Source organism: Desulfosporosinus meridiei DSM 13257, from assembly GCF_000231385.2.
Classification (GTDB): Bacteria; Bacillota; Desulfitobacteriia; order Desulfitobacteriales; family Desulfitobacteriaceae; genus Desulfosporosinus; species Desulfosporosinus meridiei.
In genome coordinates this window covers 2,815,379-2,830,627 of record NC_018515.1, presented here as the reverse complement: position 1 = coordinate 2,830,627, position 15,249 = coordinate 2,815,379, and the positions used below count along the sequence as shown (strand labels likewise).

The window sequence follows — 15,249 nt, the reverse complement described above, 5'->3', positions numbered from 1 at the left end:
CTATAAATCATTAGATAGGGAGATTATGATGGATTTTGCAGGGAAAGATAAGGCTACATATGTAAAAGAGACATTTAATTCGATTGCCCCGCGATACGATTTGATGAATACCTTAATGAGCCTGGGAATGGATAAAGGATGGCGGCGTCTTGCCGTTCAAAAGGTTGGAGCAATGCCAGGTATGAATATACTTGACGTTTGTTGCGGTACTGGTCAACTTTCCTTTGAACTGGGACAAGCTGTGGGCTCAGATGGAAACGTGACTGGGTTAGATTTTTCTCAAAAAATGTTGGAAGTCGCTGAAAGATCCTTGCAACAAACTTCAAATACGGCTCATATACGTTTTATTCAAGGGAATGCAATGGAACTTCCCTTCCCCGATAATTCTTTTGACGGTGTCACAGTTGGCTGGGGATTAAGAAATTTGCCCGATTTGAGACAAGGGCTAAAAGAAATGATAAGAACGGTTAAGCCCGGAGGAAAAGTAGTTTCACTTGATATGGCAAAACCATCATTATTGGGGTTTAAACAGGCATATTGGTTATATTTTGAAAAACTAATTCCTTTAATGGGTAAAGTTTGGACGAGAAAAGCTAGTGCATATCAATATCTGCATGACTCAGCTCGAGAGTTCCCTGCTCAAGAAGAATTAGTGAGAATTTTTGCAGAGTGTGGACTAAAGGACACTTGTTTTACCAATTTAGCTGGCGGTGTAGTAGCAATTGTTTCAGGGAAAAAACCATAAGGACATTTAATCCTGCATGATTCTGTATTTATTGATCATACTATCCTTGATATGCGATGAAATTTTGTTAAAAGGAAGGGATTAGTATGAAAGTTCGCGACGTTATGACTAGACAGATTGAGACTGTGGCTCCCAGTTCTTCAGTTGAAGAAATTGCACGTTTAATGAAGCGTAATGATGTGGGTTCTATTCCTGTATGTGAAGGGCAGAAAGTTTTAGGTATTATTACAGACAGAGATATTGTCCTAAAGGTTATTGCTGATGGAAAGAATGTTAGTAGTGTATCCGCTAAGGACATAATGACCTCCCAGGTTATCACTGTGACTTCTGATCAAGATGTCCACGAAGCTGCTCGTATAATGGCGGATAATCAAATTAGGAGATTACCGGTTTTAGAGCAGGGAAGAATCGCCGGAATTGTTGCTTTAGGGGATTTAGCAGTTGAGAAAATTCATATCAATGAAGCAGGTGATGCTCTTAGTGACATTTCACAGGGAGCTCATCATTAATAAATTTAAAGATGACTCGATTAGCATAATAAAACAGATAATAGCGTTGTGAAGAAATCACAACGCTATTATCTGTTTTTGTGGTAAACTAATTGAGAAAATCGATAATCTTATAAAGAATAGGATGTGTTCGCTTTGGATTTAAAGGTTGGAAGAAAAGGACGGGCCCAGACAACTGTAAGTACCTTAAATACTGCAAAAACTATGGGGAGTGGACAGCTAGAAGTCTTTGCAACTCCGGCAATGATTGCCCTTATGGAACAAGCTGCTGTTAATGCCTTAGAATTGCCTGAAGGACAATCAAGTGTAGGAACTTCCTTATCAATCAAGCATAATGCTGCAACCCCTTTAGGTGCCAATGTTTTTGCGATAGCTGAACTTGTCGAAGTAGACCGTCGAAAACTAGTTTTTACAGTAGAAGCATTTGATGATGCTGGACAGATTGGTGTTGGAAATCATGAACGTTTTGTCATTGATGTCGATTCTTTTATAGCTAAAGCTCAAGCTCGTAATCAGGGGATGTAACGTGAAATCCTTTAATACAATTTCTGAACTGAATACCTGGGAACAAATAATCGATAAATCCCGTTTTATAGGAATTGCAGTTCCGCTGACCTCAATTGATCAATTGGACATGGCAATGAAAAATATTCGTGATGACTATCCCAACGCTCGCCATTACGTCTACGCCTATCGATTATATGAAGGCTTAATTGAGAAGTCTTCTGATGATGGAGAACCTCAAGGGACAGGGGGGCGTCCCATAATGGATATTTTACAACATGGAGATATATGGAATGTATTATTGGTTGTGGTGAGATATTTTGGCGGTGTACTGCTGGGGACTGGTGGTCTGTCCAGAGCTTATGGCGGAACAGCCCGGCAGTTAATTAATGAGACCAATTTAAAGAAATTGTCACTTTATCAGGTGTACCATTTAACTGTACCCTATGAATGGTTTGAAATGATTAAGTATCAATTTGGACAACGTAATTGGATAATTTCAAAGGAAGATTTTAGTGAGGTTGTTCAGCTACTCGTACATGTTCCGGAAGTCGAGTCTCAAGAATTTACACAATGGATTAATGACTTCAGTAAAAAACAAGTGAGTTATACAGAGCAGGGCGTAGTTTGGAGGTAACAGATCAGTGTGAACATTTAGATTATTCTAAAGAGTTAAATTTTAAGAAAGTGATCACAATCACTTTCTTTTTTTTTATATGTTTGATATTATAATAGTGAAGATAAGAACAATTAATGCTGTTGCTTAAGCTTTTAGTAGACAGAAGAACAATTATTTGAGAGGGGGAGTTATTATGTTAGCTTTCATTCCTGTATTAATAATTGGTGGTTTCTTAGGGGGATGCGCAGTCGTAATCGCTGCTTCGTGCTGTCAACTTGTTAAATTAACGACCAACTTACCAAAAAGTAATGGCACATTGCCCAGGGCAGTTCAAGCCTAGATAATAAACCTCTAATTGTATGTAAAAAACACCCATAATGGGTGTTTTTTTTGATCCTATCTGGAGCGTAAAATCTCATATTTCTACCTAACTGTATTATCGGTAGATACTTTGGTTGCGCCCGGTAGTTTTGGCTTCATACAGAGCGTGATCTGCTCTTAAGATTACAGATGAGGGAGTATCGGAGGGGCGCCATAAAGTAGCACCGATACTCACTGTAACAGATACATAAGCAGATGTTTGATGATATACTTTGGTATTCTCAACCACTTCCCGAATCTTTTCACTAATAAATAAGACAATTTTCTCCGTTGCTTCTGGAATAAGAACAACGAACTCTTCTCCTCCATACCTGGCAATTAGATCTTCTTCTCGTAAATTGTTTCTAAGCTCTAGCACAATAGTTTTCAGAACTGTATCACCGAATAGGTGCCCATAGCAATCATTAAATTGTTTGAAGTTATCAACATCAACCATAAGCAAGCCAAAAGTTACAGATCTTTTATGACGTTGGCAAAGTGAAATATATTCATGCAATCGTTTTTGGAAATAACGATGATTATAGACACCAGTTAAGCCGTCAGTAATTGATTCTCGCTCTACGATGGCATACAAAAGTGCATTTTCCAAGGCTGAAGTAGCATGACCAGCAACAGTTTCAAGAAATTGCATCTGCTCAGGAGTTATTTCAGGTTGTCTAATAGCATGAATATTTATGGTGCCAGTTTTATGCTGAGCATTTTGAAGTGGTAAGCAACATATCCATTCCCAGTCCTGTGTTCTGTTGCCAGGCGAGCAATAATAAGTAACACCTTTCGATAACACTTCAGCGAGAAAAGAGAAATCAAGATTTGATGGAATTTTTGGACTGATTGTACGTGAATCAAAAACTCCAATAACTTCAAACTCTTGAGTGTTTTCATTGAATAAACATACGCTAGCTTGATCAATGCTAATAAGGGAAGCAATAGCGCTTATAATGTTAGCAGCAATAACTTTAGGATCAAGAGATGCATTTAGCGCGCGGGCAATATCTAAAAGAACATTTGTCTGTAAACGTATTTCTTCCAGTTGGCTTTCTAATAGCTGAATTCGTTCGATCAATGTAGAGTCGATTTTTGAATCCATTCTCTGATGACTTGACATAGATATATGCCCCCTATAACCCGAAATCTTAAAGAGTATAATTAGAGGATAAATGAATTAGGACAAACTATATATACTATTCTATCTTAAATCAAATAATCCTTTGCTAATAATTTGTTTCCCTAAAGAAAGTTTTGGAAAATGCATCAAAAAGAATGCAATTCAAAGAGTAAGAAGAAGGAGAAACAGGACTTCTGTCGAATTTTTAAACAAACACTGAAATAAAATAAGGGGGGGACCCATGTTCTGACATATAATATTACTGTTGTTTTAGTAAGTATTCCATTTATTGCGTTTTTAATTTGGCAAGCGAAGATGTTAGGATTAACCAGAATGAGAGCACTTTTAATTTCTGTTCTGTTAAGTTGTGCTGTTTTGATGTTTCCTTATGCCCTTCGCTCAGGTTTAATAGCATTGTGGATTTTGTCAGTGCTTGTTTTGATAATTTTAGGGACAATGTGGCCGAAAATTAAATTAATTAGTAAAATTGGCGGAAATGATTTGATTACTGAAGAAACAATAGTAGAAGATGTAATAGCAGAAGAAACAATAGTAGAAGAAGCAATAGCAGAAGAAGCAATAGCAGAAGAAGCAATAGCAGAAGAAACAGTAGTAGAAGAAACAGTAGTAGAAGAAACTGTAGCAGAAGAAGCATTAGCAGAAGAAACAGTAGCGGAAGAAGCAATAGTAGAAAACACAGTAGCAGAAAAAATAATAGTAGAAGAAACGATATCAGGTGAGACTATATTCGATGATATATTGTTCGAAAGTAGTAATGAGTCAGAATTAAGTGGTTTATCCATTGATGAACTTATTGATTTAGGATTTAGAGAAAAGCAAGCAGGAAATTTCAATCAAGCGTCCCGTTTTTTCCTTCAGGCTTTAGGGTTGAATCCAGTACCGGATTTAGCATTGTGTCTAATAATGGATTGTTATTGGCTGCTAAATAATATGGGGGACTCTGAGTATTCCTTAATAGAATTAAACAATTACGTTAAGACATATTTAGCACAGCTTGATCCAGAACCTCGACGTCTCTTTGATACATTGGTAATCAAAGAGAATCTTAGCAAACAAATATTTAATGATTAGGAGGCATTAGCCTGTGAAAGCAACAAAAATTATAATTGGCTTGCGAGTTATTAGTATTTCTGATGGAACCCAAATTGGGGTTGTAAAAGATATAGTTCTTAACCCCCAGGGAAAATCCTTGGATTTTATAATTATTGATCAGCCTTCGGACTATTTTGGTGCAAAAGTTATTTCTTATGCAGATTTATTAGGTATTGGAGAGTTTGCAATTACTATTCCCAATCAGGATGTCATACAAGATGTAGCTCAAAATTCAGAGATTCAAAATTTATTAAAGCAGGATATCCGCGTAATTGGAACAAAAGTTTTAACTAAAAAGGGTCAACTCATTGGCGAGGTAAAAGAAGTAATTATTAATGAGGAGACTGGTCGCATCGCTTCTTGTCTATTTGAATCCGATGGAGAGATGCAAGAAATCCAGGCTGAAAAAATAATTACACTTGGGAAAGAGTTGCTAATTATCGAAGAGGAATCTTCTCCCGTTGCATTTGGGAGCTTCGAGTTGAATGACGAATTATCAAATTCAACCCTAACACCAGAAATATTTGTAGAAGATGAAGTTACGGAAGATCAAGTCAGTAACGACCAAATTCTAGAAGATAATAATCAAGAGCCTGTTGAAGTAGCTGACTCTCGACCGGATTTATTTGAAAAAGTAGATATTCTTGAAGAACGTGAAACTGATTTTAATCTTTTTGAGCAGCGACAACTCCAATATTTTATCGGGAAAAAAGTAGACAAGGACATAATTTTGGACAATGCAGATATCTTACATGCCGGTGAATTCATTACACCCGAAATGGTAACTCATATTACTACGAGAAGTACATTGATGGAAGTTACTTCTCATTTGCAGAAAAACTAAGGAAAGAATAATGAGAAATAACAACTATGAAAAAAATAAGGTTTCTTATCTTAGTCTTATTGCTGCAACTATGTGTTACACTAGGGTTTGGAGCCGTTGTTTCTTATGGCAAAACGCGTGATCAGGCACCTTCCGGCCTATTCATTTGGGGGCAAGATATTTCTTATTTGAGCAGAGAGCAAGTATCTGCTCAAATAAGAGAAAAGCTACCAAATGCTATTACGTATGAAGAGGAAGTTTATCCTTTGAAGTGGGAGAGGACTAACGCAGCGATTGAACAATGGTTGGATCAAGTCTATCCTCCAACAACGGGATCATGGATTTCAGATGTTCTTCAAAATCTAACTCGACCTTTAATCGCTTTTCGAATAGACGATCTTAGTTTAGACCGAGAAGAAGGCATATCACAGCTGCAAGAATTTAGCCGGAAAATCAATCAACCTGAGCGTATTGCTACAATAGAGTTTGTGGATGGTCAATTGAAAAGAACCAATGGATCAACTGGAATAGAAGTTGATATTGAGGCAACCTGGCTGAAACTTTCCCAAGAACATAAGCAAGAACGAGTTGAAGCAGTGGTTAATATTATTCAGCCTCAGCCAAGCACTTATGATATAGCTAATATTGGAGATGTTTTAGGGGATTACTCGACATTTTTTAACCCTCATGAAGATCAGCGTACTAATAACGTTCGTTTGGCTGCCATGGCCTTAAATAATCGCTTAATTCCACCAGGCGGGGTGTTTTCATTTAATGAGGTAGTGGGAGAGCGTACAGCAGCTTCGGGCTATTCTCCAGCCATAGTTTTTGTTGATCGGTCGATGATCAGAGACATAGGTGGAGGTATTTGCCAGGACTCAAGTACGCTATATCAAGCAGTTCGCCAAGCTAACCTCGCAATAGTCGAAAGGCATACTCATTCGCTGCCGGTGTCTTATGTCATCCGAGGTCAAGATGCCACGGTATCCTATGGAATTCTGGATTTTCGCTTTCGAAATGACACACAAGGATATCTGCTAATAAGTGCTCGTACAGGCACGAACTGGCTTAGAGTACGCTTGTTTGGCATAGCTGATAATACTCACCCAAAACTCCAAAAGCCTCAAGGTTATCCAAGAGGTCCGGAGTCTTGGAATATGGATCCCAAGTGAGATTTAAAGATATTATTCAAAAGACTCCTGATAAGCATAGACTTATCGGGAGTCTTTTTCTACTTCAAAATATAGAGTTTAATTTATTTCTTCACGAAGATTTCTTATAACAGCTGCTTGATCTTAGGCTATTCAATTCCGTGACACCCATTCTTGTGGGTGTTGTCAACTTCTACTTCGGCAGACTCCCCCACAGAAGTCTCTATGTTCAGCATTCCCTATATATACTGAAGAATTAGTTTGGCGGCGACTAAAAGAGACATTATAATGAACAAAGGTTTCACAAGTGCTGCACCTCGATGAATAGCCAGCCTCGTACCGACATAGGAGCCTAAAATCATGAATACTGCCATTGGAACACCATAGGAATAGAGAACTTTACCATTCCAAGCAAACAGAAAAAGGGATGCGATATTACTAGTGAAATTCAGAACTTTAGAATTGGCAGAAGCAATAACAAAATCAAAGCCAAATAGTGCGATGAAGGAAAAAATCAGGAAGGATCCTGTTCCCGGCCCAAAAAAACCGTCATAGAAGCCTAAGGCAAAGGCGAATAGACAGCCAATAATTGTGTTGAAGGGGTTAAGTCCCTTAAACCTATTCTCCATTCCCAGGTTTTTATGGACAAAGGTATAAATTCCTACTACAAGTATTAAGACAAGAACAGCTTTATTTAAGAAATCAGAACTGACACGAAGCACGGACCAAGCACCCAGGGCAGCACCAAACAATGTAAAGGGGATTTGCCATTTGACCAGCGGAAAGTGAACTTTTCCTGAACGAGCAAAGGTAATGGAACTGTTTAAAGATGCTAAGGAAGCAGAAAATTTATTAGTCCCAAGTGCCAAGTGAGGGGGTATACCCACCATAAGCAAAGCGGGTAAACTAATAAGTCCACCTCCACCGGCAATTGCATCAACCATCGCAGCAAAAAAACCTAGAGTGCAGATTATAGTTAGATCAAAAAACATTATTTTTACCTCATTTACGAAATTGCTTTTATAGTATACTCCCAATATTCGTTACAGTCATTATACTTTTATATTGAGGACTGGGAAAAATGTTGAAAATAGTGTAGGATTGTAATTGTTGGGTTGAAAACTATGCTTCCATAGGAAGGAGCAGACCTATAAGTGCGGCAAGTAAGTGTTAATTCGTTAAAGATGGGTGACATATTAGGTAAGACAATCTTCTCCAGCACAGGAAGAGTCCTGTTAGGTAAAGGAGTTAAACTTACTCCCTTGTATATTGCGAAATTAAGGGATATGGGAATTTCCATAGTTTATATTGAAGATGACCGTTTTGACGATGTAATTGTAGAAGATGTTATCAGCGAAGAGCATCGCCGTGAGGCTATGGAAATTCTTGAGAAAAGTACAAGGTCGGTACGGTTAGGCAAAGATTTGGATGGTTTTGACCTAAAAAGAATTATCAATAAAATTGTCGAAGAGATCCTATTTAAAAAGGATATACTAGTCAATATGATGGATATGCGCAGCCTAGACAACCAGATGTTTGCTCATTCTGTCAACGTATGCGTCCTTTCGACTATTCTTGGTAAGGCCTTAATGCTTGACCGAGAAAAACTAGAGACCTTAGCCATTGGCGCAATAATGCATGATTTTGGCAAGATTCATCTTGATCCAAAGCTAATAGCCAAAGATGATTTATCAGAAGAAGAAATTGAAGTTCTTAAAACACATACAATCTTGGGATTTGAAGATCTTAGAAAACGAAAAGATCTTAATCTTGTTGTTGCCCACATTGCTTTTCAGCATCATGAACATGTCAATGGCACAGGCTATCCCCGACGCTTGAAAGAGGGCGAAATACATCCACTGGCCCAAATTGTAGCGATTGCGGATCTGTACGACAAGCTTACTTCAGACCACAGCAATGTTAAACGAATTATGCCCCACGAAGCTTGTGAAATTCTTATGGGTCTTGCTGGGGTATTATATCCTTTAGAAATGATTAGAGTTTTTTTAAAGAATATAGCAGCATATCCGACAGGAGTTACAGTACGACTTAATACAGGCGAGATTGGGGTCGTGGTCGATCAAAATCTGAGTATGCCTGCCAGACCAATTGTGCGTGTTTTTGATGAGTCTGAGTTTGGCTCAAATGTAGTAAAAGAGTACAATATGGTGGGAAAACGTACAATCTTTATTGAGGAAGTCTTAAGCTAGTCGCGGAGGTAACAGCATGATAAAGATTGGTTCAAAAGAGCCGGTTTCGATGTTAATTTTTAATGCTTTGCAGGAGAGATTTCCTGATGCAAGCTGCGAGTTAGAGTATAGCACGCCCTTCGAACTTTTAATTGCGACAATCTTATCAGCACAATGCACAGACGAAAGAGTTAATCTTGTCACTGCTTCTCTATTTGCAGAAGCAAATACCCCCCAAGCGGTTCTAGAATTAGGGCTAGCCAAGCTCGAAAACAAAATTCGCTCTTTGGGCCTTTACCACAATAAGGCTAAGAATATTCTTGCTGCCTGCCAAGTTTTAGTTGAAAACTTTCAGGGACAGGTACCTGGGGATTTGGACTTGCTTAAGAGGCTTCCCGGAGTAGGACGAAAAACAGCTAATGTCGTCGTCAGCAATGCCTTTGGAATTCCATCAATTGCAGTTGATACTCATGTATTTAGAGTAGCCCATCGCTTGGGCCTCTCAACTGGCAAAACCCCTGAAAAAGTAGAAGACGAACTAATGGAGCTCTTTCCACGAGACAAATGGTCATTGCTTCACCATCTTCTTATTTTCCATGGAAGGAGAATCTGCAACGCCCGAAAGCCGGGATGTGAGGTATGCCCAGTTTCCGAGTATTGCAAGATGCACCGGGAAGAGGAAGGTTTGGTTACCCAGAAAATTAGAGAGGATTGATTCTTATGAAATATGTTCGTTTTCGCAGTAAAAGTGGAATTGGATATGGAATCCTTGAAGAAGAGAAAGTGCAGGTTCTGAGTGGATCATTTCTGAATCCTCTTAGTAAGCCTACAGGTACTATGTTATCTATTGATGAGGTAACCTTACTTGCCCCTGTAGAGCCAAGTAAAGTAGTATGTGTTGGACTAAACTATGCTTTGCATGCCAAAGAGTTGGAACATTCATTACCGGATGATCCGGTTATTTTTATAAAACCTGAAACTAGTGTTATCGGCCCGGACGCTGAGATCGTTTATCCGAAAATTAGCCAACAAGTAGACTATGAGGCTGAATTGGCTGTTGTCATTGGGAAATCTATAAAGGAAGCTACTGAAATGGAAGCCTTAGCAGCAATTTTCGGTTATACTTGTGCCAATGATGTTACAGCCAGAGATCTGCAAAAAAAGGATGGTCAATGGACCCGATCGAAATCTTTTGACACCTTTTGTCCCATCGGCCCCTGGGTTGTAACGGATTTAAACTCCAGTCAGTTAGATATTCAGTCAATACTAAATGGAGAAATTAAGCAATCTTCAAATACTCAGAATTTCATAACCCCAGTTCCTAAACTTATAAGCTTTATATCTCAAGTTATGACACTTAATCCTGGCGACGTAGTACTTACTGGCACACCGGAAGGAGTAGGCCCTGTTCGCCCCGGAGATGAAGTTGTTGTAAAGATTCAAGGAATCGGGGAATTGCGCAATACTGTCAAAAAATGATCTCATACATGGGGGTATAAGCATGATTCGCATCGGGCATAACCCAAATACAAATATGTTGCCTATGTTCCATTTCTTAGATAAGAACCATCCTTTAATAGAAGCGGTTATAGCTGAACCAACAGGGCATAATGCCATGTTAGCTGCCGGAGAGATAGACATGGCACCCATAAGCGCATTCTCCTACGGTGAGCATTGGAAGGATTACGCAATATTACCCAATCTCTCGGTTTCTACAAAAGGACGAGTGGGATCGATTATCTTGTTCTCGAAAGTACCTTTAAATGATTTAGATGGCTTGACAATTGCCTTAACCGATGCTTCGGCAACTTCCGTAAATTTGACGAAAATTATACTCCATCATTACTTAGGAGTAATCCCTCACTATTTGACCATGTCTTCAAATCTCCAAGAAATGTTTTTAGTTGCTGATGCAGCACTCCTTATCGGAGATGCAGCCATACAATCGGCTTTACTTCAGCCCGATTGTTATATCTATGACTTAGGAGAAGAGTGGCTGAAACTTACTGGTTGTTCTATGACGTATGCAGTGTGGGCATTCCCCAAATCACTCTTATCTGAGCGAGAGCAAGAAATTAGGATCATCCATAAACTGCTTATCGAGGCTAAAGTTAAGGCACTCTGTAATATGGATGATGTTATCTTGACCTGTCAAACCATGCTTGGAGGGACACGTAGTTTCTGGGCCGGATATTTCGCCCAGTTTAACTATGGTTTAGATAGCTCACTGGAGTGTGGATTAAATAAATATTTAGGCTTGTGTTTTGAACTCGGTCTACTTCCTAGTCGTCCTGTTCTTGAGTTTTGGCCTAAGGAGTAGAGTATGGGTTATTGGGTATACCTGGTAAGGTGCGGAAATAATACACTTTATACTGGCGCAACCACAGATTTAGACCGCAGGATTAAAGAACATAACCGCGGTTCTTCCGGTAGGAAAGGTGCAAAATACACCTCATCACATCTGCCGGTTACTTTAGCCCAAGCTTGGGAAGTCGGAACCTGGAGTGAAGCATTAAAATTGGAACATGCTATAAAAAGATGTATCAGAACAGAAAAGTGCCAACTGATAAAAGAGCCGGAACATATTTATCAACTGACTGAGCGGCGGGGACTTACTTTTTCCGTTTTGTTGGTTTCAAAAGATCCCTAAAATAGTAATAAATTAAATATCGGGAGGAAAATACATTGCCCATTGTACAAATTGATCTATTAGAAGGACGAACCCTTGATCAAAAAAGATTACTAGTGGAAAAGGTTACCCAGGCAATTACTGAGTCAACTGGGGCGCCACCAGAAAGTATTTCAATTATTATTCGAGATATGCTTAAGGAAAACTATGCAAAGGCTGGTAAGCTTGCTAGCGATAAATAGTTAGACCGTTGAATCTGCTAAAAAAGTGCGAAGAGTCATCTCTTCGCACTTTAACGTTCCAATTAATACAATGTTAAGCTATATCCACGAAAGCAGGGTGGTAGGAGTGAGTCTTGTTGGGTTATACGTTATAGGCACTTCCTCCTAAAAACTCTCTTAGAATGGAGTTAAAAGGAACTGTAGAAATATCTAATACTTCAAAAAAGGATAACAGAGTTAAAAGGTGAACAGCCATTTCATAGTCTGGGCATTCCGGAGTAATTGAGACTAATAAATGCTCTGCATATGGGCGTAAAGCATTAAGTTCATACAATAGGCTAGAGTTAAACATTACATCCGCTTCTTCCTGATAGGGAAAGATGTTATTATTTTCTCCTCGACGAACACTATCCCATTGTGCTAATGTTCGAGCAGGTTCAGTTCCTCGAAATTGATTATCCCTGACAAGACGACGTATGAGACGAACTTCAGTCGTAGAAACTCGAGTATAAGCATCAATATTTAGCTGGAATAGGGCACTGACGTATATCTTAAACATTTGTGAACGGTCGAGTGAAGGGAGTAATGATGGGTTAAGAGCATGAATTCCTTCAATAACAAGAATTTCGTCAGAACCTAAGCGCATGGTTCTTCCGGTTTGGCATCTCCCGCCACAAACAAAATCAAAGAGTGGAGTTTCAACTTCAGATCCTCCGATCAAGGCGTTTAATTGGTCGGCCAAGAGGGGTAAATCCAGAGCCTCTAAGCATTCGAAATCGTATTGGCCGTTACTGTCCACTGGGGTCTTATCCCGGGGTAAGAAGTAATTATCGAGAGATAGAGCAACGGGGCGGAGACCGTTAACACGTAATTGGGTGGACAATCGTTGAGCAAAGGTTGTTTTTCCTGAGGATGTAGGGCCGGAAATAAGGATAACCCTGACTTTTGAACGTTGCCTAAAGATTCGGTCGGCAATTGAAGAAATCGTCTTTTCGTGCAAAGCTTCTGCCAAATAAATTAGATCTTGAGAAGACTTAGCTGAAATAATAGCATTGACATCATGAACATAAGAAAGATGTAAGTTTTCAAGCCATCTCTGAGTTTCAGAAAATGTTGCAGATAGTTTTTCGGGTGGAACAAAGGGAGACAGAGATTCGGGATGGTTTACGTTTGGAAAGAGAATGATAAACCCAGGCAGAAAATGGATCAGTTTAAAATGTTTTAAAGACCCGGACCGTTCCAGAGGAGGATAGATTGTGGTGATCAAATCCAGATCAACTTGGCAATGATATAGATGGTCATTACAGGTTTGATAGGAGATTGTTTGATCTGATTCTACCCAAACTTTTAAATGATCCTCAATAGTCTGAATTTCCCTAGAAGAAAGTACGGAATTTTCAAGTTCACAGTATACACCATCGAGGATCGAGTGAGAAATCTTAAGTTGTTCACCGGGAAAGAGTTCTTTGACCACTCCGATAAGTCCAATAATAAGAGTTTGACGATATTTACGAATTGAGTAATCTGACATTTCTGCGCTCCTTTCTGAAATCAGCGGATTTTCTTAAGAGGTATTCAACAATTAATTAGTGTTTCCTTCAAAAGTTTGAGTAAATTTATTGACTAGATATACTTTGAACTACTAAGAAGGAAATTTATTCTTATAAGGCGAATATACAGCAAATAGAATGTAAATAATTAATCGAGTTAATGGGGTCAAGGAGGGAAATGGATTGTACGAAAGCACACGGGGTAATCTTTACGGTCAAACAGCGTCACAAGCTATTACATTAGGAATGGTACCAGGCGGGGGACTTTTTGTTCCTTCGACGTTTCCCAACTTGAATTGGCAAGACCTTCAGGGGTTAACATATGGTGAGGTCGCTAAACGTGTTATGATGCCATATTTATCGGATTTCTCTGAGGAAGCAGTTGCAGAAATTGTCAAAGTTTATTCTGATGGTCGATTTGATGGAGAAGATCCGGCACCTTTAGTTCCCGTAGGGAATTTTGGGGTGTTGGAACTTTGGCATGGACCGACAGCGGCATTTAAGGACATGGCTCTGCAAGTGCTGCCAGACTTATTAAAAAATAGTCTTAAACATTTTAACCGAGAAGAGGATGTCTTAATTCTGGTGGCGACGTCTGGTGATACTGGTAAAGCTGCCTTAGAAGGGTTTAAAGACAGAGAAGGAATGCACATTGTTGTCTTCTACCCTGCTGGCGGTGTGAGCCCGGTTCAAGAGCGTCAAATGACAACGACTGAAGGATTAAATACCCATGTTGTGGGTGTAGTAGGCGGAAACTTTGACCAGTGTCAGACAGCGGTCAAAGGGATTTTTGCTTCTGATACGTTGAAGACTCAACTTCAAGAGAAGAAATTGATTTTCTCCTCTGCTAATTCTATTAACTGGGGTCGGCTTCTACCGCAGATTGTTTACTATTATTGGGCCTACCTACAGGCTGTAAAACAAGGTACGATTACACCTGAGGGCAAAATAAATGTTGTAGTCCCTACCGGGAATTTCGGGAACTTGCAGGCTGCCTTCTATGCTAAACGTATGGGTTTGCCAATTAACCGAATCATTTGTGCTTCAAATTCTAATAATGTCTTGGCAGATTTCTTTAAAACTGGTGTCTATCAGAGTCAGCGGCCCTTTTTTCAAACGATATCTCCTTCTATGGACATCTTAGTCTCCAGTAACTTTGAACGGTTTTTATATGAAATGAGTGGACGGGATTCAGAAAAAATTCAGTCCTGGTATAATGCAAGTAATCAAGGAGAATTTTCAGTTGATTCCGCTACTTTGAAAGAATGTCAAGCTACTGTCTATGCAGGATGGGCAAATGAAGAAGAGACTCTTCAGACAATTGCCAGTAGTTATGAAGATTATCGATATGTCTTTGACCCGCACACTGCAGTTGCGATGAAAGTGTATGAAGATTATCTTTCCGCAACCAAGGATCAAACATTCACAGTTATTGCTTCCACAGCAAGTCCTTTTAAATTTTCTTCAAATGTAATCCGTGCTTTGGCAAAATATTCAAATTCTAACTGCTCAGATGAGTGGGAAGCTTTGGCAGGATTAAGTCAGTTAACAGGATGGAAAATCCCCTTAGGTTTACAAGGCTTGGATAAGAAACCTGAGAAAAAGGCCACACCATGCTCGCCTGAAGGAATTAAAGAGCTGATCAAGAAAATGTTCATTGAGTAGAGGCTATCTAAAACTAATATTTAAAAGTTATATGATTAAGGAGTG

18 protein-coding genes are annotated in these 15,249 nt (G+C 39.2%); 15 read left to right on the top strand and 3 right to left on the bottom strand.

The annotated features are described in order from the left end of the window. Nucleotides 1–28 precede the first annotated feature (28 nt). The 5 genes from ubiE (at nucleotide 29) to DESMER_RS24000 (ending at nucleotide 2,717) form a co-directional block, all read left to right on the top strand. Complete coding sequence (gene ubiE / locus DESMER_RS12980) at nucleotides 29–745, top strand: bifunctional demethylmenaquinone methyltransferase/2-methoxy-6-polyprenyl-1,4-benzoquinol methylase UbiE (RefSeq protein WP_014903519.1); 717 nt, start codon at nucleotides 29–31, stop codon at nucleotides 743–745. Between the two features lie 86 nt (nucleotides 746–831). Then, nucleotides 832–1,254 carry a CBS domain-containing protein gene (locus DESMER_RS12975; protein ID WP_014903518.1) on the top strand — a complete coding sequence of 141 codons (423 nt, stop codon included), beginning with the start codon at nucleotides 832–834 and terminating at the stop codon, nucleotides 1,252–1,254. Nucleotides 1,255–1,389: 135 nt separating this feature from the next. Beyond that, complete coding sequence (locus tag DESMER_RS12970; protein WP_014903517.1) at nucleotides 1,390–1,779, top strand: thioesterase family protein; 390 nt, start codon at nucleotides 1,390–1,392, stop codon at nucleotides 1,777–1,779. A gap of 1 nt (nucleotide 1,780) precedes the next feature. Further along, nucleotides 1,781–2,395 carry an IMPACT family protein gene (locus tag DESMER_RS12965; RefSeq protein ID WP_014903516.1) on the top strand — a complete coding sequence of 205 codons (615 nt, stop codon included), beginning with the start codon at nucleotides 1,781–1,783 and terminating at the stop codon, nucleotides 2,393–2,395. A 175-nt stretch (nucleotides 2,396–2,570) separates the two neighbouring features. Next, nucleotides 2,571–2,717 carry a hypothetical protein gene (locus tag DESMER_RS24000; protein WP_014903515.1) on the top strand — a complete coding sequence of 49 codons (147 nt, stop codon included), beginning with the start codon at nucleotides 2,571–2,573 and terminating at the stop codon, nucleotides 2,715–2,717. A 96-nt stretch (nucleotides 2,718–2,813) separates the two neighbouring features. Here DESMER_RS24000 and DESMER_RS12960 read toward each other — a convergent pair whose 3' ends face one another. After that, complete coding sequence (locus DESMER_RS12960; protein WP_014903514.1) at nucleotides 2,814–3,863, bottom strand: sensor domain-containing diguanylate cyclase; 1,050 nt, start codon at nucleotides 3,861–3,863, stop codon at nucleotides 2,814–2,816. Nucleotides 3,864–4,196: 333 nt separating this feature from the next. Between DESMER_RS12960 and DESMER_RS23805 the strand changes: the two genes are divergently transcribed. Genes DESMER_RS23805 through DESMER_RS12945 form a run of 3 tightly spaced genes read left to right on the top strand, consistent with a single transcriptional unit; the run spans nucleotide 4,197 to nucleotide 6,971 of the window. Continuing rightward, entirely contained in the window at nucleotides 4,197–4,955 is a 759-nt protein-coding gene (locus DESMER_RS23805; RefSeq protein ID WP_014903513.1) for a hypothetical protein, read from the top strand. Between the two features lie 13 nt (nucleotides 4,956–4,968). Then, entirely contained in the window at nucleotides 4,969–5,820 is an 852-nt protein-coding gene (locus tag DESMER_RS12950; RefSeq protein ID WP_014903512.1) for a PRC-barrel domain-containing protein, read from the top strand. A 26-nt stretch (nucleotides 5,821–5,846) separates the two neighbouring features. Then, nucleotides 5,847–6,971, top strand: coding sequence for a VanW family protein (locus tag DESMER_RS12945; protein ID WP_014903511.1), 1,125 nt, complete (start codon nucleotides 5,847–5,849; stop codon nucleotides 6,969–6,971). 218 nt (nucleotides 6,972–7,189) lie between these two features. On the opposite strand, the gene DESMER_RS12940 is transcribed toward DESMER_RS12945, so the two are convergent. Further along, nucleotides 7,190–7,942, bottom strand: a complete 753-nt coding sequence (locus tag DESMER_RS12940) for a TSUP family transporter (RefSeq protein ID WP_014903510.1) — start codon at nucleotides 7,940–7,942, stop codon at nucleotides 7,190–7,192. A 162-nt stretch (nucleotides 7,943–8,104) separates the two neighbouring features. Between DESMER_RS12940 and DESMER_RS12935 the strand changes: the two genes are divergently transcribed. Genes DESMER_RS12935 through DESMER_RS12910 form a run of 6 tightly spaced genes read left to right on the top strand, consistent with a single transcriptional unit; the run spans nucleotide 8,105 to nucleotide 12,010 of the window. Further along, nucleotides 8,105–9,160, top strand: coding sequence for an HD-GYP domain-containing protein (locus DESMER_RS12935; RefSeq protein WP_014903509.1), 1,056 nt, complete (start codon nucleotides 8,105–8,107; stop codon nucleotides 9,158–9,160). A 16-nt stretch (nucleotides 9,161–9,176) separates the two neighbouring features. After that, nucleotides 9,177–9,854, top strand: coding sequence for an endonuclease III (gene nth / locus DESMER_RS12930; RefSeq protein WP_014903508.1), 678 nt, complete (start codon nucleotides 9,177–9,179; stop codon nucleotides 9,852–9,854). Nucleotides 9,855–9,859: 5 nt separating this feature from the next. Next, nucleotides 9,860–10,618 (top strand): fumarylacetoacetate hydrolase family protein, encoded by a 759-nt coding sequence (locus DESMER_RS12925; protein WP_014903507.1) that lies wholly within the window; start codon nucleotides 9,860–9,862, stop codon nucleotides 10,616–10,618. 22 nt (nucleotides 10,619–10,640) lie between these two features. Then, nucleotides 10,641–11,459 (top strand): menaquinone biosynthetic enzyme MqnA/MqnD family protein, encoded by an 819-nt coding sequence (locus DESMER_RS12920; protein WP_014903506.1) that lies wholly within the window; start codon nucleotides 10,641–10,643, stop codon nucleotides 11,457–11,459. A 3-nt stretch (nucleotides 11,460–11,462) separates the two neighbouring features. Beyond that, complete coding sequence (locus DESMER_RS12915; protein WP_014903505.1) at nucleotides 11,463–11,789, top strand: GIY-YIG nuclease family protein; 327 nt, start codon at nucleotides 11,463–11,465, stop codon at nucleotides 11,787–11,789. 35 nt (nucleotides 11,790–11,824) lie between these two features. After that, nucleotides 11,825–12,010, top strand: a complete 186-nt coding sequence (locus DESMER_RS12910; protein ID WP_014903504.1) for a 2-hydroxymuconate tautomerase — start codon at nucleotides 11,825–11,827, stop codon at nucleotides 12,008–12,010. A gap of 121 nt (nucleotides 12,011–12,131) precedes the next feature. Here the strand turns inward: DESMER_RS12910 and DESMER_RS12905 are convergent, their stop codons facing one another. Beyond that, nucleotides 12,132–13,520, bottom strand: coding sequence for a uridine kinase family protein (locus tag DESMER_RS12905; RefSeq protein WP_014903503.1), 1,389 nt, complete (start codon nucleotides 13,518–13,520; stop codon nucleotides 12,132–12,134). Between the two features lie 202 nt (nucleotides 13,521–13,722). Here DESMER_RS12905 and thrC point away from each other — a divergent pair, with 202 nt between their 5' ends. Continuing rightward, nucleotides 13,723–15,204, top strand: a complete 1,482-nt coding sequence (gene thrC / locus DESMER_RS12900; protein WP_014903502.1) for a threonine synthase — start codon at nucleotides 13,723–13,725, stop codon at nucleotides 15,202–15,204. The last annotated feature ends 45 nt before the right edge of the window (nucleotides 15,205–15,249 follow it).